The organism is Xanthomonas sp. NCPPB 3959 (assembly GCF_056675575.1).
Window position 1 is genome coordinate 1 of sequence record NZ_JBWWVR010000002.1, and the last position, 19683, is coordinate 19683.

The 19683-nt window shown below is 64.5% G+C and carries 20 protein-coding genes; 11 read left to right on the forward strand and 9 right to left on the reverse strand.

The window, feature by feature from the left end:
* The first annotated feature begins 166 nt into the window (after window positions 1-166).
* Genes AC1KVG_RS03005 through rlmM form a run of 3 tightly spaced genes read left to right on the forward strand, consistent with a single transcriptional unit; the run spans window position 167 to window position 2223 of the window.
* On the forward strand, window positions 167-583 hold the full coding sequence (locus AC1KVG_RS03005) for a hypothetical protein (protein ID WP_481093459.1): 417 nt from the start codon (window positions 167-169) through the stop codon (window positions 581-583).
* A complete protein-coding gene (locus AC1KVG_RS03010; protein WP_023902961.1) occupies window positions 583-1143 on the forward strand; it encodes a nucleoside deaminase in 561 nt (186 codons plus the stop codon). The genes AC1KVG_RS03005 and AC1KVG_RS03010 overlap by 1 nt, the downstream gene beginning before the upstream one ends.
* Window positions 1144-1179: 36 nt before the next feature.
* Window positions 1180-2223, forward strand: a complete 1044-nt coding sequence (gene rlmM / locus AC1KVG_RS03015; RefSeq protein ID WP_074056737.1) for a 23S rRNA (cytidine(2498)-2'-O)-methyltransferase RlmM — start codon at window positions 1180-1182, stop codon at window positions 2221-2223.
* Window positions 2224-2493: 270 nt separating this feature from the next.
* Here the strand turns inward: rlmM and AC1KVG_RS03020 are convergent, their stop codons facing one another.
* Window positions 2494-3603, reverse strand: coding sequence for a Gfo/Idh/MocA family protein (locus tag AC1KVG_RS03020; RefSeq protein WP_481093460.1), 1110 nt, complete (start codon window positions 3601-3603; stop codon window positions 2494-2496).
* A gap of 263 nt (window positions 3604-3866) precedes the next feature.
* Here AC1KVG_RS03020 and AC1KVG_RS03025 point away from each other — a divergent pair, with 263 nt between their 5' ends.
* From AC1KVG_RS03025 to AC1KVG_RS03055, 7 genes are all read left to right on the forward strand, one after another.
* Window positions 3867-4769 carry an SMP-30/gluconolactonase/LRE family protein gene (locus AC1KVG_RS03025; protein ID WP_481093461.1) on the forward strand — a complete coding sequence of 301 codons (903 nt, stop codon included), beginning with the start codon at window positions 3867-3869 and terminating at the stop codon, window positions 4767-4769.
* Between the two features lie 82 nt (window positions 4770-4851).
* On the forward strand, window positions 4852-5574 hold the full coding sequence (locus AC1KVG_RS03030; RefSeq protein ID WP_023902956.1) for a hypothetical protein: 723 nt from the start codon (window positions 4852-4854) through the stop codon (window positions 5572-5574).
* Window positions 5575-5718: 144 nt separating this feature from the next.
* Window positions 5719-6117, forward strand: a complete 399-nt coding sequence (locus AC1KVG_RS03035; RefSeq protein WP_481093462.1) for an EF-hand domain-containing protein — start codon at window positions 5719-5721, stop codon at window positions 6115-6117.
* A 463-nt stretch (window positions 6118-6580) separates the two neighbouring features.
* On the forward strand, window positions 6581-7054 hold the full coding sequence (locus tag AC1KVG_RS03040; RefSeq protein ID WP_006449019.1) for a MarR family winged helix-turn-helix transcriptional regulator: 474 nt from the start codon (window positions 6581-6583) through the stop codon (window positions 7052-7054).
* Between the two features lie 34 nt (window positions 7055-7088).
* On the forward strand, window positions 7089-7916 hold the full coding sequence (locus AC1KVG_RS03045; protein WP_481093463.1) for a p-hydroxycinnamoyl CoA hydratase/lyase: 828 nt from the start codon (window positions 7089-7091) through the stop codon (window positions 7914-7916).
* Window positions 7917-7999: 83 nt separating this feature from the next.
* Window positions 8000-9469: an aldehyde dehydrogenase gene (locus AC1KVG_RS03050; protein ID WP_481093464.1), complete on the forward strand. Its 1470-nt coding sequence runs from the start codon at window positions 8000-8002 to the stop codon at window positions 9467-9469.
* Between the two features lie 147 nt (window positions 9470-9616).
* Window positions 9617-11095 (forward strand): AMP-binding protein, encoded by a 1479-nt coding sequence (locus tag AC1KVG_RS03055; RefSeq protein ID WP_481093465.1) that lies wholly within the window; start codon window positions 9617-9619, stop codon window positions 11093-11095.
* Between the two features lie 198 nt (window positions 11096-11293).
* Here the strand turns inward: AC1KVG_RS03055 and AC1KVG_RS03060 are convergent, their stop codons facing one another.
* The 3 genes from AC1KVG_RS03060 to AC1KVG_RS03070 all read right to left on the reverse strand — a co-directional run bounded on the left by AC1KVG_RS03060 (window position 11294) and on the right by AC1KVG_RS03070 (window position 13628).
* Entirely contained in the window at window positions 11294-12295 is a 1002-nt protein-coding gene (locus AC1KVG_RS03060) for a LysR substrate-binding domain-containing protein (RefSeq protein WP_043888995.1), read from the reverse strand.
* 66 nt (window positions 12296-12361) lie between these two features.
* Complete coding sequence (locus tag AC1KVG_RS03065) at window positions 12362-12721, reverse strand: protocatechuate 3,4-dioxygenase (protein ID WP_074056732.1); 360 nt, start codon at window positions 12719-12721, stop codon at window positions 12362-12364.
* A gap of 10 nt (window positions 12722-12731) precedes the next feature.
* On the reverse strand, window positions 12732-13628 hold the full coding sequence (locus AC1KVG_RS03070; RefSeq protein WP_128416603.1) for a gallate dioxygenase: 897 nt from the start codon (window positions 13626-13628) through the stop codon (window positions 12732-12734).
* Between the two features lie 235 nt (window positions 13629-13863).
* Here AC1KVG_RS03070 and AC1KVG_RS03075 point away from each other — a divergent pair, with 235 nt between their 5' ends.
* Window positions 13864-14538 carry a GntR family transcriptional regulator gene (locus AC1KVG_RS03075; RefSeq protein ID WP_481093466.1) on the forward strand — a complete coding sequence of 225 codons (675 nt, stop codon included), beginning with the start codon at window positions 13864-13866 and terminating at the stop codon, window positions 14536-14538.
* 175 nt (window positions 14539-14713) lie between these two features.
* On the opposite strand, the gene AC1KVG_RS03080 is transcribed toward AC1KVG_RS03075, so the two are convergent.
* The 5 genes from AC1KVG_RS03080 to ubiH all read right to left on the reverse strand — a co-directional run bounded on the left by AC1KVG_RS03080 (window position 14714) and on the right by ubiH (window position 19610).
* Window positions 14714-15742: a SphA family protein gene (locus AC1KVG_RS03080; protein WP_481093467.1), complete on the reverse strand. Its 1029-nt coding sequence runs from the start codon at window positions 15740-15742 to the stop codon at window positions 14714-14716.
* Window positions 15743-15855: 113 nt separating this feature from the next.
* Window positions 15856-16287 carry a nuclear transport factor 2 family protein gene (locus AC1KVG_RS03085; RefSeq protein WP_481093468.1) on the reverse strand — a complete coding sequence of 144 codons (432 nt, stop codon included), beginning with the start codon at window positions 16285-16287 and terminating at the stop codon, window positions 15856-15858.
* Window positions 16288-16401: 114 nt separating this feature from the next.
* Window positions 16402-17121 (reverse strand): alpha/beta fold hydrolase, encoded by a 720-nt coding sequence (locus AC1KVG_RS03090; protein ID WP_205392346.1) that lies wholly within the window; start codon window positions 17119-17121, stop codon window positions 16402-16404.
* A 102-nt stretch (window positions 17122-17223) separates the two neighbouring features.
* Complete coding sequence (locus tag AC1KVG_RS03095) at window positions 17224-18405, reverse strand: UbiH/UbiF family hydroxylase (RefSeq protein ID WP_481093469.1); 1182 nt, start codon at window positions 18403-18405, stop codon at window positions 17224-17226.
* Window positions 18402-19610: a 2-octaprenyl-6-methoxyphenyl hydroxylase gene (gene ubiH, locus AC1KVG_RS03100; RefSeq protein ID WP_481093470.1), complete on the reverse strand. Its 1209-nt coding sequence runs from the start codon at window positions 19608-19610 to the stop codon at window positions 18402-18404. The genes AC1KVG_RS03095 and ubiH overlap by 4 nt, the downstream gene beginning before the upstream one ends.
* Between the last annotated feature and the right edge of the window lie 73 nt (window positions 19611-19683).

A 19683-nucleotide genomic window follows, 5' to 3' on the forward strand; every position in this document is an offset into this window, starting at 1 on the left:
TAGATCAGACGCTCTACGACCGATCTCTCCGCAATTCCACAAGTGCTCCGTCACCAGTTGCCCGAACTAGACCAGGCAAAGCAGCCGTCACTGACCCAAGTCTCGCCACACTCCGCACATCAGGGGCTTACCATGGCAGCTCACATGTCCTGATCGGAGCGGCCGCATGTCCCGTCCTTTGTCCTGGTGCCTGAGCACGATATTGCTGCTGGGCTGCCTTGTTTCGATCGGCTGCGTGGCCGCACCACCAACCGATACAACCACGCCGCCTCCGGCCACCGGCTCGGCAAGCGGGCCGGCAACCGGCAAGCCGATCACCGTCACCACCACCTGCCGCACCGATGCCGATTGCACGGTGAAGAACGTCGGCAACTGCTGTGGCGCATTTCCCGCCTGCGTCAACGTCGACAGCGCCACCGACCCCAAAGGCGTGATGGCGCAGTGCCAGGCCAGCGGCATGATGAGCGTGTGCGGATTCCGCGAGATCAGCGCCTGCCAGTGCGTGGCCGGGCAATGTGCCGCAAAGGACGCCCAGGCCGATACACTGCGCCCCGCTCCCCCCTCTACCGAAATGGTCCACTGATGCTTTACGCGCAAGTCCACCTCACGCTGCCCGATTGGATCCACGCGCATGTCGACGACAGCCGTGCCTATCCCAGCGACGCCGACAAGGTGGCGCTGGCGATCGAGCTGTCGCGGATGAACGTGCAGGAACGCAGCGGCGGCCCATTCGGCGCGGTCGTGTTCGGCCCGGATCACCGCATCATCGCTGCGGCAGTGAACCGCGTGGTGCCGCAGACCACCTCGCTGGCGCATGCCGAAAACATGGCCTACATGCTCGCGCAACAGCGCCTGCAGACCCCGCGCCTGAACGACGTGCTGTCGCCGGTGACACTGGCCACCTCTGCGCAGCCGTGCTGCCAGTGCTACGGCGCCACGGTGTGGGCCGGCATCGATCGCCTGCTGATCGGCGCACGCGCCGAAGACGTGATGGCATTGACCGAATTCGACGAAGGCCCGCTGCCCGCCGATTGGGTGGGCGAACTCACCCGCCGCGGCATCGAGGTGGTGCGCGACGTGCATCGCGACCAGGCCTGCGCAGTGCTGCGCAACTATGGCGAGGGCGGCGGTGACCATTATTGATCTAGTACGCCTCGATCAAGCACGCCAGGCACTGCGATGAGCGGCCTGTTGTGTTATTGCCGCCAGGGCTTCGAGCCGGAGCTGGCTGCCGAGTTGAGCGCGCGCGCCGCATTCGTCGGCATCGCCGGCTATGCGCGCACGCAACGCAACGATGGCTATGTGTTGTTCGTCTGCGATGAGGCCGCACAGCTGGCCGCCAAGCTGCACTGGCGCGAGTTGATCTTCGCGCGGCAGAAGCTGGTGGTGATTGCCGAGCTGAAAGGCATCGACCCCAAGGACCGCATCACGCCGATCCTGGCCGCACTGGAAGGGCAGCAGCGCTTCGGCGACCTGTGGGTGGAGCATCCGGATTCGGATGCCGGCAAGCCGCTGGCAGGGCTGGCACGCAGCTTCGGCAATGCGCTGCGTCCGGCTTTGCGCAAGGCCGGCCTGCTCACCGACAAACCGCAGCCGCGCCAGGCACGCCTGCACATCTGCTTTCTCGATGGCGACCACGCCTTGCTGGCGGTGGCCGACAGCGCCGACAGTGCGCCGTGGCCTCTGGGCATTCCACGTTTGAAACTGTTGCCGGAGGCGCCATCGCGCTCGGCGCTCAAACTCGACGAAGCACTGCTCACCCTGCTCACACCCGAAGAACGCGAAGCGCTGGTCAAGCCAGGCATGCGCGCGGCCGATCTGGGCGCCGCGCCTGGCGGCTGGACCTGGGTGCTCACGCGTCAGCACGTGCATGTCACCAGCGTCGACAACGGCCCGTTACGCGAGCATGTGCTGGAAACCGGTCTGGTCGAGCATCTACGCGCCGACGGGTTTCATTGGAAGCCTGCGCAGCCGCTGGACTGGATGGTGTGCGACATGGTCGAACAACCGCGTCGCGTCGCCGAACGCATGGCCACCTGGATCCGCGAAGGCTGGTGCCGCAACACCATCTTCAACCTCAAGCTGCCGATGAAAAAGCGCTGGGACGAAACCCGCCTGTGTCTGGATCTGTTCGAGCAACAGTCCGAGAAATCGCTGATCGTGCGCGCCAAGCAGCTGTATCACGATCGCGAAGAGATCACGGTGCTGGCGATGCGGGGCTGAGAGCTGGGATTGGGGATTCGGGATGGGGGATTCGTAAAAGCGGGGGATTGGTGGCGTCATTGCTTTGGGCGCTGGTGAGCATTCGCGTGGCTTGATGTGATGTTTCACCCGCGCGCAGTCGCAGTGTTGGCAGTCCGGCGTGATTGCTGGCAGCCGCTCCGTTAGTGGACTGCACGGCCTGTGGTACGTCATCGTGGCAGGCTGGTGCGCGCCAGCCTGCTCGCTTGGCTCAGGCGGGCCTGCCCCGTCGATTGACGAAGCGAGGCGCGATCACAGCACGATCCGCTTGCTGCCCTCGCGTGCCGAGCGGTAGATCGCATCGACGATGCGGATGTCGCGCAGGCCTTCTTCACCGGGCGCACGCAGCGGCGTGCCGTTGATGATCGCCAGTGCGTCTTCATCCATTTGCAACGCCTGCTGGTGCGGCACCTTGGCGTCGAACACGCGTCCGTCGCTGGCCTTGCCGGTCACGCCCTGATAGCTCTGGAACGGCGACAGCTCGTACCAACCGCGCTCGCACTCGGCGCGCAGCACATTCATGTTTTTGCCGAAGCTGGTCTTGCACTCGGCGCGCACCGCATTGGGGAATTCCAGGGTGAAGTCCATATGCTCGTCGACTTCGTCGAATAGGTCGGGACGATCGGTCCAGCGCTTGGCCGTCACCGCAAGTGGTTCGGTGCCCACCGTGTAGCGAGCGGCATTGAGCGGATACACACCCATGTCGTACATCGCACCGCCGCCGAATTGCGAACGCAACCGCCACGGACGATCGGCCTTGGTCGCATCGTGATAACCGTTGTAACCGGCCTCGGCACGCACACGCTGCATCGCGCCGAACGGCTTTTCGCCAGCCATCGCAATCAGGCGACGCGTATTGGGCTCGTGCTGCATGCGGTAGCCGATCGTCAATGCCACCTTGTTGCGCTTGCAGGCCTTGATCATGGCCTCGCATTCGCCGGCATGCATCGCCATCGGCTTTTCGCACCACACATGCTTGCCGGCCGCCGCGGCGCGCAAGGTCAGCGGCGCATGCAGATGGGTTGGCGTGACGATGTACACCACGTCGATCTCGTCGTTGTCGGCGATGCGATCGAAGTTCTCGTAGTTGTAGACGTTGCGATCGGCGATGCCGTACTTGGCCTGCCACTGCGGAATCTTCGAGGGAGTGCCGGTGACGATGCCGGCCAGTTTGCAATGTTTGGTCAATGCCAGACCCGGCGCGAGTTGTTCGCTGGCATAACTGCCCAGGCCGGCCAACGCCACATTGAGCGGCTTGCCCGGCTTTTTCTTCGGCAATGCCCAGCCAGGCGCAGCAAGCAGAATGCCTGCACTGCCGAAAGCGGCGAGCAAACGGCGACGTGTGATCGATTCCACGGACATGCAAACCTCCTTCGCAAGATGAGAGCGGCTGACACAGCCAGCGCGCGCAATCGTCATCTGACGACGACGCACCCAAACCGGAGTGCCAGCGGATACATGCCGCACCGCGTCCCGATCGCGCCACCCGAAGGTGGGCGCCATCGTGAAACTGGTCGCCGTCGGCCAATGCTGCCCGGGCACCTTACTTGATCGTGCATGATCACCGCCATGGTCGCTGCGCACGTTCTGGCACACTGCCAACGATCCCATCCGGAGCATGCCGCATGATCGCTGTCGCACGCCGTCGTTTCCTTCCCTTGGCATTGCTGTTGTCCAGCTCGCTGGCGATTGCCGCCGATGCGCCCTTCGTTGCGCGCGACCTGATCGGCGATGGCGCCTTCACACATAACGCCGAGGGTCCAGCAGCCGGGCCAGATGGCGCGCTCTATGCGGTGAATCTGGGCAAGGACGGCACCATCGCACGCATCGTCTTGCACGCCGATGGCAGCGCAAAAGCCGAGGTCTTTGTGACCTTGCCCGAAGGCAGCACCGGTAATGGCATCCGCTTCCGCGACGGCGTGATGTATGTGGCCGATTACACCGGCCATAAAATTCTGCGCGTGAACATGCAAACGCGCGCAGTGAGCACCTTCGCCGCGCTGCCCGACGCCGATGGCCCCAACGATCTGGCACTCGCACCCGATGGCAGTTTCTATGCAAGCGACCCGAACTGGAAGGACAACAGCGGGCGCCTGTGGCAGATCAGTCGCGAGGGCGTCGTGCAATTACTGGAAGCCGGCATGACCACGCCCAACGGGCTGGACGTCAGCCCCGACGGCAAGCATCTCTACGTCAACGAAAGCATGTCGCGCAAAGTGTGGGTGTACGACCGCGTCGACGGCGCATTGCGCAACAAACGCCTGCTGATCCAATTCCCCGACTTCGGCATGGACGGCATGCGTTGCGATGCCGACGGCAATCTCTACATCGGCCGCTACGACGCCGGGCAGATTGCGGTTGTCTCGCCACAGGGCAAGTTGCTGCGTACGGTCGCACTGAAAGGCCGCAAGGCCAGCAATGTCGCGTTCGGCGGCACCGATGGCAAACAGGTGTTCGTCACCTTGCAGGATCGCGGCGCAGTTGAAACGTTCAGATCCGATCGCCCGGGGCGCGAAACCGGACGCTGAAACTGCTGCCCGCGTCGCATTGGTTCTCAGGTCGCGCAACAGCGTCCTGGCATCCTGCAGATCACCTGTAGAGGACTCCCCCATGCAACCGATCGAACTCAAGGACGCAGCCGCCTTCGGCAACGAATTCCTGCGCCTGACCCTGCTGCAGGGTTTCCAGTCGCTGACCAAGCGCGATCTGGAATTGCTTATCTTCGTGCTGCTAGAACGCGACGGCGCCATCTCGCGCAACAGCTCCAACGCGATGGTCGCATTACACCTGCGGGTGACCTCGGCCAAGGTCAAGGCCTTGCGCCGCGACGGCTATGCGCGCTGGCGCTCGCTGGTGCCCGAAGAGGGCGACGCGGCGATGCAGCGCATCGTCGCCAACGTGCTCACCGAAGACAATCTGCGCTCCGGTGCCAAGCACGTCAGCGAACGCAGCCGCAAGGAAGGATTTCTGGCGGTGCGTATCGAACACCCGGATGATGCGCAGCAATTCGAGCAGGCCATTCTCGATGTCGGCGCCCTGCCGGTGTACGAGCGCAATCGCGAAGTGGTTGCGGTGCGCTTCGACACGCTGCTGAAGATCGCCGAACGCTGGGGTTATCTGCAGCCGGATCCGCAGGCCACCGTGCGTGAACTGCAAAAGCTCACGCCCACCGCTGAAGAAGTGGGGGATCTGTTGAAGAAGGACATCGCGCAACTGCGGTGGGAAGACGTGCGGCGCGCACTCAACAGTCTCGGTGCCAAGGCCGTGGCCAGCACCGCCGAGGGCGGCTTGAAGGGTCTGTTAAAGATCGTGTTTCCGTTCATTCCCGGCTGAGTAGGACGCACAGTGGCGTGTCACCCGGTGGCGTGCGATCACCGTGGCGACACGCCATGCATCATGGCTCATCACCAACGCAGATCCTCGCAAGGGGCGCCACACGTTCTAGACTTGCGGGCTGTTCCACATCAGGGGGATCTGATGACCATCACCACCCGCATCACCGTAACGACCATCTTGCTGCTTTTCGGCGGCAACGCTTTCGCGCAACAAACGCCCACACCCGCCAGCAGCATGCCGCTGATCGACATTCCCAACGTCATTCGCACCCAGCCGCTGTCCAGCGGCGACGTCACCCACCAGACTCAGTTGCAGCGCCCACGCGGCGAATCCAGCGTGATCGTGCGTTCGATTCAACCCAGCAGCGTGGTCGGCAGCTACCGCATCGACTTTCAGGCGATGGATACCGATGGCGACGGCAGCATCAGCCGCGCCGAAGCGCAGGCCAACCCCGCGCTGGCCGACGAATTCGATGCGCTAGACACGCGCCATAGCGGCCACCTGACCCGCGAACAGCTCGCCGGCTGGTTGATCCAGTAGCCAAGAGCGACCAACAAAACCTGCCAAACGTCGTAACGATAGCTGCAAGTGTTTGGCCACACGCGCCTTCGTTGACGACTGGTGTGATGTCGAAAATGGAAGTGGCCTTGTTCGGATCGAAAGGACCGATCGACCGCACCTCATCGAACGGCCGCAAAACGCACACTGCTCGCAACCAAGCCCACCGACCGTCTCCACTGGTCCTTGCCCGCCCACCGTCGCGGGACCTTACGCGGCATGGATGCCGCGTAAGAGCCTACACGGACGTACTTGCGGCGTGTCCCGCGATGGTGGGCGGGCAAGGACCCCGCAGCCAGCCTGCAGATCGACTGCTCTGCACTTAACCAACACACCCGGAGCTACGCGAGCGCGCACCACGCTTCGTTTGTCGTCGCATCTGCCTCTTGCAGCGCCCGCTTTGGTCGGCTAGATTGTATTTAACGGATACAATTTGGATGGATCGATGACCGCTCGCCTGGCACTTGCCGCAGACCTTGGCTACCAACTGCAACTGGCCGCATTGGCGTCCAGCCATGCCGCGCGCCAGGAGCTGGCCGAGCTACAGCTCACCCCGGCGCGCGTCACCGCGTTGATCCATATCCGCGACCAGCCCGGCTGCGACCAGACCGAACTCGGTAACCGCCTGCTGGTCAATCGCGCCGCCGGTATGAAGATCGCCAACCTCCTGGCCGAGCAAGGCCTGATCGAACGCCTGGCCGGTCGCGATCGGCGCAGCAAGGGCCTGTATCTCACACCATCGGGCGAACGCACGCTTGCCATGGCGCAGGCCTGCCTGGCGCGCGCGGTCGAGCGCACCTGTAGCGATCTGCAGGCCTCCGAGAGACAAACACTGCTGCGCCTGCTGTGCAAATTGAACGCCAGCGCCGCACTGGAACGGGCCGGCGTGGCAGACACCGCGCTGACCGAAGAACTCTGATCCCCGCACCATTACGACTCCAAGGAGACGCCGCTTGAACGAGCATGACGTGGTATCGGTCCGCATCGAAAACCGCATTGCCTGGGTGAAGTTTGCACGCCCCGACAAGCGCAATGCGATGAGCCCGGCGCTCAATCGCCGCATGTTGGATGTGCTGGACGAGCTGGAATTCGACGACAACGTCGGCGTACTGGTGCTCGGTGGCGAAGGCACCGCCTGGTCGGCCGGCATGGACCTGAAGGAATACTTCCGCGAAACCGAAGCCCAGGGCCTGCGTGGCGTACGCCGCTCGCAGCGCGAATCCTACGGATGGTTCCGCCGCCTGCGCTGGTACCAGAAGCCGACCATCGCCATGGTCAACGGTTGGTGTTTCGGTGGTGGCTTTGGCCCGTTGTTCGCCTGCGATCTGGCGATTGCCGCCGATGAAGCGCAGTTTGGCCTCTCGGAAATCAACTGGGGCATCCTGCCCGGCGGTGGCGTCACCAAGGTCGCGGTGGAATTGCTGTCCATGCGCGATGCGATGTGGATGACGCTGACCGGTGAAATGGTGGACGGCAAGAAAGCTGCCGAATGGCGCCTGGTCAACGAAAGCGTGCCGCTTGAACGGCTGGAAACGCGCACCCGCGAAGTGGCCGAGTTGCTGCTCAAGAAAAACCCGGTCGCACTGAAATACGCAAAAGATGCAGTGCGCCGCGTCGGCACCATGACCTACGACGAAGCCGAAGATTATCTGGTGCGCATGCAGGAAGCGGCCAATTCGTTCGACAACAACGCCCGCAAGGAAGGCATCCGTCAGTTCATCGACGAAAAGAGCTACAAGCCCGGCCTGGGCGAATACGACCTCACTAAAAACAGCGCCTGAGTAACGCCTACGGCGTCTGACGCGATGCGTGCAGGACACGCATCGCTGGCGCTGCCAGTGGTTTTTCGCACCGAGGAGGCAGTATGGAAGCCTTGTCCGCAACCCTGCGCGGGATCGCCGCGCGTGGGCCGTTGGGTCTGTTCATCGATGGTCAGTGGCGCGCCAGCACCGGCGATCGCCATGTCGATGTGATCGCGCCGCACACCGAAGAGCGGCTGCTGCGTTACACCGAACCCTCCTCTGCCGATACCGATGCAGCAGTCGCTGCTGCGCGTGCCGCGTTCGACACCGGCCCCTGGCCACAACTGTCGCCGCCCGAACGTGGCGTGGTGCTCAAGCGCATTGCCGAACACCTGCGTGCACGCATGCCGGAACTGGCCGAGGCCTGGACCGGCCAGGTCGGCGCCACCATCGGCTTCAGCCGCCGCGCCTCGCAGCAAGCGCCCGGCCTGTTCGATTACTACGGCGATCTGATCGCCACCCATCCGTTCGTAGAGCCGCGTGCACGCGCCAACGGTGGCCGCGTGCATGTCGTGCAGGAACCGGTCGGCGTGGTCGCGGCGATCACGCCATGGAACGCCCCATTGGTGCTGCTCTGCTACAAGGTCGCCGCCGCATTGGCCGCCGGTTGCACGGTGGTGGCCAAGCCCTCCCCGGAAACACCGATCGATGCCTACATCCTGGCCGAATGCATCAGCGCCGCCGGTGTCCCCGATGGCGTGTTCAATCTGTTGCCGGCCGGTCGCGAGGTCGGCGAACAACTGATCGGTCATCCGCAGGTGGACAAGGTGAGCTTTACCGGTTCCACCCAGGCCGGCCGAGCGATCGGCGTTGCCTGTGCGCAGCGGTTAGCGCGGGTCGGGCTGGAACTGGGCGGCAAATCCGCAGCGATCGTGCTCGACGATGCCGATCTGGCCAAGGTGCTGCCCAGCCTGGTGCCCTACTCCATGCCGATCACCGGCCAGGTGTGCTTCGCGCTCACTCGCGTGCTGGTGCCGGCGCAGCGGCGCGAAGAGATCCTGCAGGCCTATTGCGCGGCATTGAGTGCGCTCAAGCTCGGCGACCCGTTCGCCGCCGATACCGGCATGGGCCCGTTGGCGCTTGGCCGCCAGCTCGAGCGCGTGCAGTCCTACATCGCGCAAGGCAGCGCCGAGGGTGCGCGCCTGGTCATGGGTGGCGGTCGTCCGGCGCACTTGCCGCGCGGCTTCTTTATCGAGCCAACGGTATTTGCCGAGGTGACACCGGACATGACCATCGCTCGCGAAGAGATCTTCGGCCCGGTGGTCAGCTTTATCGATTATCACGACGACGCCGACCTGATCGCCAAGGTCAATGCCAGCGACTTCGGTCTACACGGCACGGTCTACAGCGAAGATCCCGAGCGCGCGTATCGCATCGCACGCCGTGTGCGCAGCGGCAGCCATTGCATCAATGGCATGTGGGTGGATATCGAGATGCCATTCGGTGGGTTCAAAAATTCCGGTATCGGCCGCGAAGGCGGTATCGAAGGCCTGCACGCATTTCTTGAAACCAGGACCATTTATCTCAGTTAGAGCGTCCATCGACACAACGACGCGTCCGCTACATAAACGCTCGCTACGTTCTGTTGGCCACCTTTGTCAGCCACGTTCAACCTTCAGCTCTCAGCAGTCGCACTCACGCCAGTCACTCCCCAACTCCGCACTCCGGAAGACCGCGCCATGACCATGCCGACCGACTCGATCGCTTTTCACGCCCGTCTTGCGCCACACACGCTCGCCGCACGCGACCTGTTGCTCGGCGCGCAATGGACCTACGCCGAGCTCGATGCGTTGATCGGCCGCTTCGCCGCGTTGCTGCAAGCGCGCGGCTGTGTGGATGGCGAACGCGTGGCGGTGCTTGCACGCAATTCGGTCTGGCAGGTAGCGCTGCATTTTGCCTGCGGGCGGGTCGGCGCGATCTATGTGCCGCTCAACTGGCGATTAAGTGCGGGCGAGCTGGACGCCTTGTTACAACGTGCGGAGCCGCGTCTGTTTTTAGGCGATGACGTCGCCGCCGGGCGCGCCGATGTCGTGCCGCTGTTCGACTTCATCGGAGAGGCCAACGCACTCGAACCGGCCGACACCGCGCCGATTCCGCCCGATCGCGTCAGCCTGATCCTGTTCACCTCCGGCACCTCGGGCCAGCCCAAAGGCGTGATGCTGAGCGAGCAGAATCTGCAGCAGGTGGCGCACAACTTCGGCGTCACCACCCGCGTGGATGCGACCAGCAGCTTTCTGTGCGAGGCGCCGATGTTCCATATCATCGGTCTGGTCACCAATGTGCGCCCGGTATTGGCCGTCGGCGGCTCGATCCAGGTGTCCAGCGGCTTCGAACCAAAACGTACCCTGGGCTGGCTGAGCGATCAATCGCTGGGAATCACCCATTACGTCGGCGTGCCGCAGATGATGCAGGCCTTCCGCAGCCAGCCCGGTTTCGATGCGGCCTCGCTGCGTCACCTGACCGCGCTGGTCAGCGGCGGCGCGCCACATGCCAGCGAGGATCTGCTCGGCTGGTTGGACGACGGCATCCCGATGGTGTGCGGTTTCGGCATGAGCGAGGCCGGCACGGTATTCGGCATGTCGGTGGACTGCGCGGTGATCCGCAACAAGCTCGGCGCGGTCGGCATTTCGACACCGGCGGTGCAAACGCGCGTGGTCGATGGCGATGGCAACGACTGCCCGGCCGGGGTCCCCGGCGAGCTGTTGTTGCGCGGACCCAATCTCAGCCCCGGCTATTGGCGCGACCCGCAGGCAAGCGCCGAAGCGCTCGATGAGCACGGCTGGTTCCGCAGCGGCGACATCGTGCAACGCGATGCAGATGGTTTTTTCTGGGTCGTCGACCGCAAGAAAGACATGTTCATTTCCGGCGGCGAGAACGTCTATCCGGCAGAAATCGAAGCCGTGCTCGCCGAGCATCCGCAAGTGCGCGAATGCGCGGTGGTGGGCATCGCCGACCAGCAGTGGGGCGAAGTCGGTTATCTTGCAATCGTGCCCACCGATGAGGCACCGGATCTGGACCAGATCCGCGCCTATCTGGTCGAACGCCTGGCCAAGTACAAGGTGCCCAAGCACCTGCGCGTCGTCGAGACGCTGCCACGCACCGCGACCGGCAAATTGCAGAAGGGGCGTTTGAAAGAGGCGTTGGCGAATGAGGCGTGACATGCGTTGGGCGCGTGCTGCGCCCAGCCATCTTCAAGCCATCAATTCAGCGGCCGGATGCGGACGACTTGGCCGCACACGACCTGGCCGCGCACAACAAAACGGGCAGCCTGGGCTACCCGTTGTTCGCTTGAATCAGACCCACAGCGCAGTAATCGACAGCACGCATCAAGCCCTTACCACGGCACTTTCAGTCGATTACGCAGACGCGTCCAGCAGCATGTCGTCTTCGCCGATCTGCTCATCCACCCACACCGCACCCTGCTCGGCCATCACCCCCAACTGATGCTCCAGCTCGCGCATCAACAAGCGCACGCCGGGTTTATGGATCGCTGCGCCATCGCGGTAGATCACTCCGCCTGCGCGCGCCTGCGAGGGCTGCTGCAGCTGGAACGCGCGCAGCTCGCCACGTGCGATATCGCCGGCCACCATCATGCTCGGCATCACCGCAATGCTGTCGGTGCCGAGCAAAATCTCGCGGGTGAAACTGGCCGAGCTGGAACGCAACTGATCGCGCGTGGCCAGGCCGTGTTCGCGCATCACCTGGGCCACGTCGCGCTCCACATGCTGGCTCAACGTCGGCAGCACCTGCCGGTAGGCCGCGGCTTCGGCAATGCGCACCGGGCCGTTGGCGAACAAGGGGTGATCGCTGCGCGCGACCAAGGCGATCGGATCCTGGTACAGCACCTTGCGGATCAGCGCATCGTAACGGGCTAGCGGATACAGCCGGCCCACGACCAGGTCGATCTCGTTGCCGGCCAGCTTGGGCAGCAACTCGTCGGTGCGGCCGTGCAGCAGGCGCACCCGCAACGTTGGCTCGGCGCGGTACAACGCGGCCAGCACGGCCGGCAACAATCCGCTTGCCGCCACCGGCAATGCGCCCACGGTGATCGTGAGCGCATCGTCCTGCAGCAGACCCTCGAAGGTATCTTGCGCACGCCGTAGCTGGCCAAGAACGACATGCGCGGTCTGTACCAGCACCTCGCCCATCGCATTGGGGCGCACGCCGCGCGAATGGCGCTCGAACAACGGCGCGCCGACGATCTCTTCGATCTCCTGCAGGGCGCGCGTCAATGCGGGCTGGGTGACGTTCAATACGCGTGAGGCGCGCAACAGGCTTTTTTGCCGGTCCAGCGCCTCGATGACACGTAGATGCCGGACCTTGATGCGGTGTTCGAAGAACACAGAGGACATGGTCATGGGGAGGACCTTACGTTTGGGAAGTCGGGTGAAGCCGCGCTGCGGCACAGGGCCGACGCGTGCAGATCAGCGTGCATCGGGCACACGCCGCGTCTGCATGAAGTCTTCGAAAGATTCGCCGCGCATGATGGCGTAAACCTGCAGATTGGTCATGCGCACCACGCGTGCAAATTTCTCGATCACAAAAAAATTGGCGCCATACTGCACCAGGCCGAGCCAGTCGCGCGCACGGATCAGCGCTTTTTCCTGATCGGTGAGCTCGGCTTCCTGCATCAGCATTTCGGCATCCTGCAAAAAACGATCGCGCCAAGGGGCGCGGATCATGTGCCAGAAAAAACGATTGATGCGCAGCGCGCGGTTGCTGGTGCGCAGATCGAACACGTAGGTGCCGCCGATCTGCTCCATGCCCTGTACTTGCGGATTCATCGTCAGGTCCTCATGCCGCATTCGCGGTGTGCGCGAGCAATTCTGCAGAGCGCAGCGCGCCGGCGGCTTCTTCGCCAGGCTCGTACAGCACCACGGTCATCGCAGTGGTGGTCATCAGATAGTAGTTCTGATGCAGCTTGCGGATCGGCCCGTCCAGAGCACCACGCATCGCCAGCCACATGATCTGCTCCACGCTCTCGGCACCACCCAGGCGCACGTAATCGGTGTGGGTCAACTCGGTCAGCGTTTCCGGCGCATGCTGGAAGCGATCCAGAAATTCCATGTCCCACTCGGTGTTGTTGAAGCCGGTGCGTTCGCCATGGATCTGATGCGAGAGCCCGCCGGTGCCCACCACCACCACCTTGAGATCTTCCGGATAGGATTCGATCGCGCGGCGCACGGCCTGACCCAGGCGGTAGCAGCGGCGCGCGGTCGGCAGCGGGTACTGCAGCACGTTGATGGCGATCGGCACCACCGTGCCCGGCCAGTCCGGCACGTGCGGCCACAGCAGCGGCAATGGCGCCGCGCAGCCGTGGTCGATGGGCTTGTCCTGGAACACGGTCAGGTCGAATTCGTCGTTGACCAGGCATTCGGCGATATGCGCCTGTAGCTGCACATCGCCGCGGATCGGCGGCAGATTGCGCAGCCCCGCACCTTCGTCGGCGACCGGAAAGCGCTCGCCGATGCCCAGTGCGAAGGTCGGGTACAGGTCGAAGAAAAAGGTCGTGCAATGGTCGTTGTAGAAGAACACCAGCACGTCGGCCTGTTGTTCGGCCAACCAGGCGGCCACCGGTGTGTAACCGTCGAACAGCGGCTTCCAGAGTGGATCCTGCTGCTTGCCCTTGTCGTAGGCCACCCCGATGGTGGGAACGTGCGAGGTTCCGATGCCGCCGATGATGCTTGCCATGTTGCACTCCTGCGACGCGGGCCGGCCGCTTCTGGGGCCAAACGCGCGTCATTGGTTGAGTCGGGATCAGCGACGCAATGGATCCCAAAGAAGGAAGGCCAACGACTCCGGACCACCAAAACGGTATCCTTGGGATCCAAATTGCCATCAAGCGTTCTCATCCGCAAGGTTTTTATACAAGTAATTGCAAGTTTCCCCGCTCGAAGGAACGTGCGCTGCGGTACGGCGCGAGAGAATGGAGCCAATGGCGAACAACCACCGATTGCAAGCGGTCCAGCAACTACGCGAATTGATCCTATGCGGCACCTTTGCCCCGGGCGAACGCATCACCGAAGCGGCCTTGGCCGAGCGCTTGGCCATTTCCCGCACCCCCATCCGGCAGGCACTGCCGGCGCTGTGCCAGGAGGGCCTGCTGGTACAGACGGGCAACCGCGGTTATGCGGTGCGGCGTTTCAGCCAGCAGGAGAGCCTGGACGCGCTGGCGGTCCGGGCGTTGATGGAAGGTATGGCCGCACGCGCCGTGGCCGAACAAGGCGCCTCTGCCGACCTGCTCGCCGCCCTGCATGCCTGCCTGGACGAGGGTGACCGCATCCTGGCCAAGCGCACCCTGGATGCCAGCGACGAGCTGGCCTACGGCGACATGAACGCGCGGTTCCACCGCATGATCGTGATGGCGGCCGACAAACCGATCCTGATTGAGACGGTGGACCGCTGCACGCTGGTACCGTTTGTCAGCCCCACCAACGTGGTGTTCGGGCAACGCTCGCCGACGCTGGCCTACGACGATCTGTATTACGGGCATCGGCAACATGGGGCGATCGTGTCGGCCATCGAGCAACGCGACGGCGCGCGCGCCGAACTGTTGTTCCGCGAGCATGCCAACACGCAGCGGCACAGCATGGGGATGTAACTCTGCGGCTTGGTTGCGTTTTCAGCGCGGCCAAACCGCGAAGCCAGCCGACGTCAACACTCACGCGCGTCTGCTCCCTTGCGTTGCGCAAGCGCGCAGTGCGACTCACGTCACTCCCGCGCTCCACGTCACGTGCATGACGACTTTGCGCCCGCATGCACGCCGTTGGGCCGCACTACAACGAATGCACGTACATCAGGTTCACGCTGTTACCGGCGACCGAATTCTCCACGTCCAGCGGGATGTAAAGATTGAGGTTGAACAGGTTCTTTGCATCCACGCGCCATGACAGCCCGGGCCCCAGATACAGCTGCATGCGCTTGCTGTCCGCCACGCGCGCGCCATTGGTCCGGTTGTCTTTGAGCTGCTGCAGGAAATAGCCGTTCACACCCACGCGCAATTGCTCGCTCACTTTCACCGAGCTGGCAAAGTTGACCCAGACCGCGTCGCCGGCCTGGCCATTGCGAAACCGAAAGCCCGGGATCGGCGGTACGCCACCGGCACGGTCGGTGCGGAAATTGTAGAGATAGTTGATGCGCGCACTGATTTCCCATTTATCGGTGGGCTGCACCGTGAATGCCCAATGCGGTGCGATCGACCAAAAGCCGGTGCCCTGGTTGATGGCAATGTCGCGATCGAACTTGCCGACCGGTGCGAACAGATCCAGCGCAAAGCGCTGAAAGAAGAACACACGCCCGTCCCGCATGACCGGCGGCATCTGCAGCGCCGGACCGAACGAAATATCGCCCATGCCAAACCCATTGCTGCTCAATCGCACCGGGCTGTCGGCTGCGAACGAGGTGTCGTAGTTCACCAGCGGGATGATGGTGTTGAAACTCAGCGAACCGCGCCCCAGCGAATACGGCGTCACGTAGATCAACTGGGTCAGTAAGGCGCTGACCCCGACCTGCGGGTCGCGAAACGCAGGCGAGTTATCCCCGCGCGCATTCTTGATCGTGTTCAAGTCGTAGTAACGCAGGTATTCCAGCACCGTCCAGCCCGGCGTGGTGGAGCCGAAGCCATCCATGAAACTGGTGCCGCCCAGGTTGATGCCCTGCGGCATGGCGACTGTCTCGGGCGCTGCCTGCGCGAGGACGACCGCCGGTGCCAGCGTGCCAAGCAAGAGGGCCAGCCTGCCCGCATGCTGGCGGCGCGACCGGAACGATGAAGGACGACGACCAACAGACAAGCGTGCGCGTTCCACTAGGCGATTCTCCGATAAGGATGGGCGATTGAGGCAACGCGACAGGGGGAGGAGCAGTGGTGCGATGCCACCCGGGTTCGCCAGGGGCACCGTTGAACAGCGGTGGCGGGTGTCTAGTGCGCTTCCACGCGCACCAGCAATGCGCCGAGGCGTTGTTTGAACAGCCATTGGTCGTCGTGGCGCACCAGCACATCATCGAACGTGCCAATCAATGCCGGCGCCTGTGCGGTCCACGGCGGCAGCGAGGTGGCCTGTGGTGCGCTGTACAGCACCACGTAGCTGTGTGCATGGGCCAATGCGTCTGAGTGCACGCTGACCAGGGTATTGAGCATGAGATGGCAGGTACTGCGCGGCGCCCGTGCACGGAATGCCTCGCGGATCGCCTCGCGCCCATGCACGGGCGCGTCTGGTGCGCTAGGCCTTGCAAAGACGCCATCTGCGGTGAACAACGCAGCCAGTGCGTCATGTTCATGGCGATCGTTGTGCAAGGCGAACCGGCGGATCAGCTGTTCGCAAGCAACGATGATCGAAGCGTCTGGGGACACGCGGTGGCCTCACTGGCAATGGGTAATACGAGAAAAAAAGTGGCGGGCGACACTGACGTCAGCCAACGTGCATTCGCGAGCCGATGGGTGTGACGCCGCACGGGGAGACGGTGGTCATGCAGCCAGCCAATCGCGCAGCGCGGCACTGACCGCAGCAGGCGCTTCCACCGGCGTCATATGCCCGCTGTGCTCGAACACCACTAACTGCGCGTGCGGGATCTGCCGCGCCATGTCTTGATGACGTTCCAGCGGACTCCAGCTGTCTTGCCGGCCGACGCCAAGCAGCGTCGGGCAATGCACCTGCGCCAGCACGGGCGCGGCATCGGGCCGATGCAGCAGCGCGGTCACCTGGGCGGCATAGCTCTGCGGGGTCTGCCGCATGACCATGGCGACCAGCGCCTGCATCAGTTCGGCGTCGTCGTGGCGGTCGGGGTGCAGCATCGGCGGCAACCACTGGCGGGCCAGCGCCTGCATGCCGTCGCGGCGCGCCAGCTCCACGAGCGCACCACGTTGCGCATGCTCCTGCGCGTGCGCCGGATGCACGCCGGTGTCCAGCAGCGCCAGACGCTGCACGCGCTCCGGCGCCTGCCGCACGATCTCCAGCGCCACCCGGCCACCCATCGAATGACCGGCCAGCGCAAACTGGTCAGGCGCCGCGGCCAATGCCTGTGCAGCCATCTGCTGCACGCTGTCGATACCCGGGAAATCGAGCACGCGCACCTCGGCGATGTCCGCCAGCGCCGCACGTTGCGCGTCCCAGATGCTGGCGTCACACAGCAGCCCGCTCAGCAGGAGCAGCGGCGGGGTGAGTCGTGCGGAAACGGCAGAGGTCATGGCCCGACTGTAGCCAGCCCGGGCGCGTCCGTCGTATGGAAACTGCGGCCTTCGCTATTAACGCTGGAACATAGCGGCCAGCAAACCGTCAGCGCGGTGCGCTCACGCGTTGCCGGACGCGCGCTTCCACAGCAGGTCCACCAACGGCGGGAGCTTGCCCGCCGCCCCCAGCACCGCGCCACGCAGCAGGGTCAGATGCATCTCGTCGTTGGAGAACACCGTGTTGATCGCGTCGAAGCCGTACGCGGCAACGGTGTTTTCGCTGCGCCGCGTGCGTGCCCAGCGCTGCAGGCGATGTGGGGCAGCCCAGTCGGCGCGCTTTGCGAGCGCGTTGCGCACCTCATCGCGCAACGCCGCCACATCGCGCAGGCCCAGGTTGACGCCCTGCCCGGCCAGCGGATGCACCACGTGCGCGGCGTCGCCTAAGGTCAACACGCGACCGCTGACGTATTGCTCCACCAACTGCCGCTGCAGCGGAAATGCCGCGCGCGCAGACACCATGCGCACGTCGCCCAATCGCGCGGCAAAGGCCTGAGTCAACTCGCGCGAGAAGTCGGCATCGTCGAGTGCCAATACGCGCTCGGCTTCGGCATCCGGCAAGGTCCACACGATCGAACTGCGGCCATTGGCGAACGGCAGAAATGCCAGCGGGCCGGTGGTCAAAAAGCGCTGCCAGGCGGTGGATTGATGCGGCTGCTCGGTCTCCACGAACGCCACCACGCCTCGCTGTGCATAGGCATGCCGCGCCACCGGCAGGCCGGTCAACTCGCGCAACGTGGATGCCGCGCCATCGGCGGCAATCGCAATCGCCGCCTCCAGCCGGCTGCCGTCATCCAGGCGCAGGCGCACGCTGCTTGCGTCCTGCTCCAGCTCGGTCACGCGCGCCGGGCAATGCACTGCGATGCCTGCGGCATGCACGGCGGCCCACAGGCGATCGACCAGCAACGCGTGTTCGACGATCCAGCCAAGTTGTTCGCGGCCCAGCGTGTCGGCATCGAAACTCAGTTCGCCGCCACCGCCTGCGTCCCAGACCCGCATGCGCCGGTACGGCTGCACGCGTGCGGCGCGCACGGCCTTCCACACGCCCAGGCTGTCGAGCAGCGCCGCGTTGTCAGCGGCAAAGGCGTACACGCGCAGATCGGGTTGCTCTGCGCGCCACCGCGCAGGCTCACGGCCTTCGACTAGAACGACGCTCAAGCCCGCATCGGCCAGGGCCAGCGCACAGGCGGCACCGACCACGCCACCGCCGACGATCAACGCATCGCGGGTGCTGCGGCGGCTCATGCGATTCCCCGGCACAGCTGCGGCACATCGCCACGGAATCCCATTGCCCCGCCGACCAGCATCGATTGCAGCGGTGCCGCCTGCGAGGTGGCCAGCAGCCCGAGACTGCGCAACGGCCGCAGCAACGGCGCCGGATTGCCGGTGAGCCGTGCCAATCCGCTGGAAAACCCGATGGTCTGCTCGCGGTCCACCCGCCGACGCGCCAGATACTCGCTCAGAAGCGCGCCCGCACCGGCATCGCTGCGATCGTGTTCGATCAATTCGGCCAGCGTCAGCGCATCGCGCAAGCCGAGGTTGAAGCCTTGCGCGCCGATCGGGTGCAGCGTCTGCGCCGCATTGCCGATCAGCACCACACGTTCGGCCACCAGATTGGTGGCCAGCACCTGCACCAATGGATACGCGCTGCGCTCGCCGCTGGCGACAAAACGCCCGGCGCGCCAGCCGGCCGCGCGCTGCAGGCGGGCCAGCCAGCCGGCCTCGTCGAGCGCAGCCACCGCCTCGGCGTCGGCACGCGCCACGCAATGGATGGCGCCGTAATGTCGGTCGCCGCGTGGCAGTAATGCGGTTGGCCCGTGCTCGCCGAAGCGCTCCCACGCGGTGCCATCCGGCGGCTTTGATGCGCGCACCCGCGCGACGAACAGGGTCTGGAAAAAGTCGTGCGCTTCGCTGCCGATATGCAGCAGCTCGCGCACTGCGCTGTGGCTGCCGTCGGCGCCGACCACCAGCCTGGCCCGCACAAGCTGCTCGCCTTCATCGGTGGACAGGCGCAGCGCGCGCAGGCCGTCCTGCACCGGTTCGACCCCGATGCAACGCGCCGGGCGATAGCGGCGTAGATGGGTCAATTCGTCCAGGCGTGCCTGCAAGGCGTCACCGAAGTCGCGCGCCACCACCACCTGGCCGAAGCTGTCGCGCCCGTAGTCGGCGGCGTCCAGCTGCACCCGGCCAAAGTCGCCGGCGCGGCTGACATGGATGCGCCGGATCGGCCCCGGCGGGCTGCGCAGCTTGGCCATCACCCCAAGTACGCCGAGCGCATTGACGGTGGCGGCGGCAAAACTCAGGTTGCGCTGGTCGAACACCGCTGGCGGCGTACCGGCCGGGGTGGCTTCCACCAGCCCGACATCCAGGCCGATGCGGTCCAGCGCAATCGCCAGGCTGGAGCCGACCAGGCCGCCGCCGACGATCAGAACGTCATGTGGATGTGTCATCGCCACATGATAAGCCTTCGCTCATGACCCGTTGGCGCGAGCGGGTGGGACAGCTTGCCGCGCCCAGGCTGGT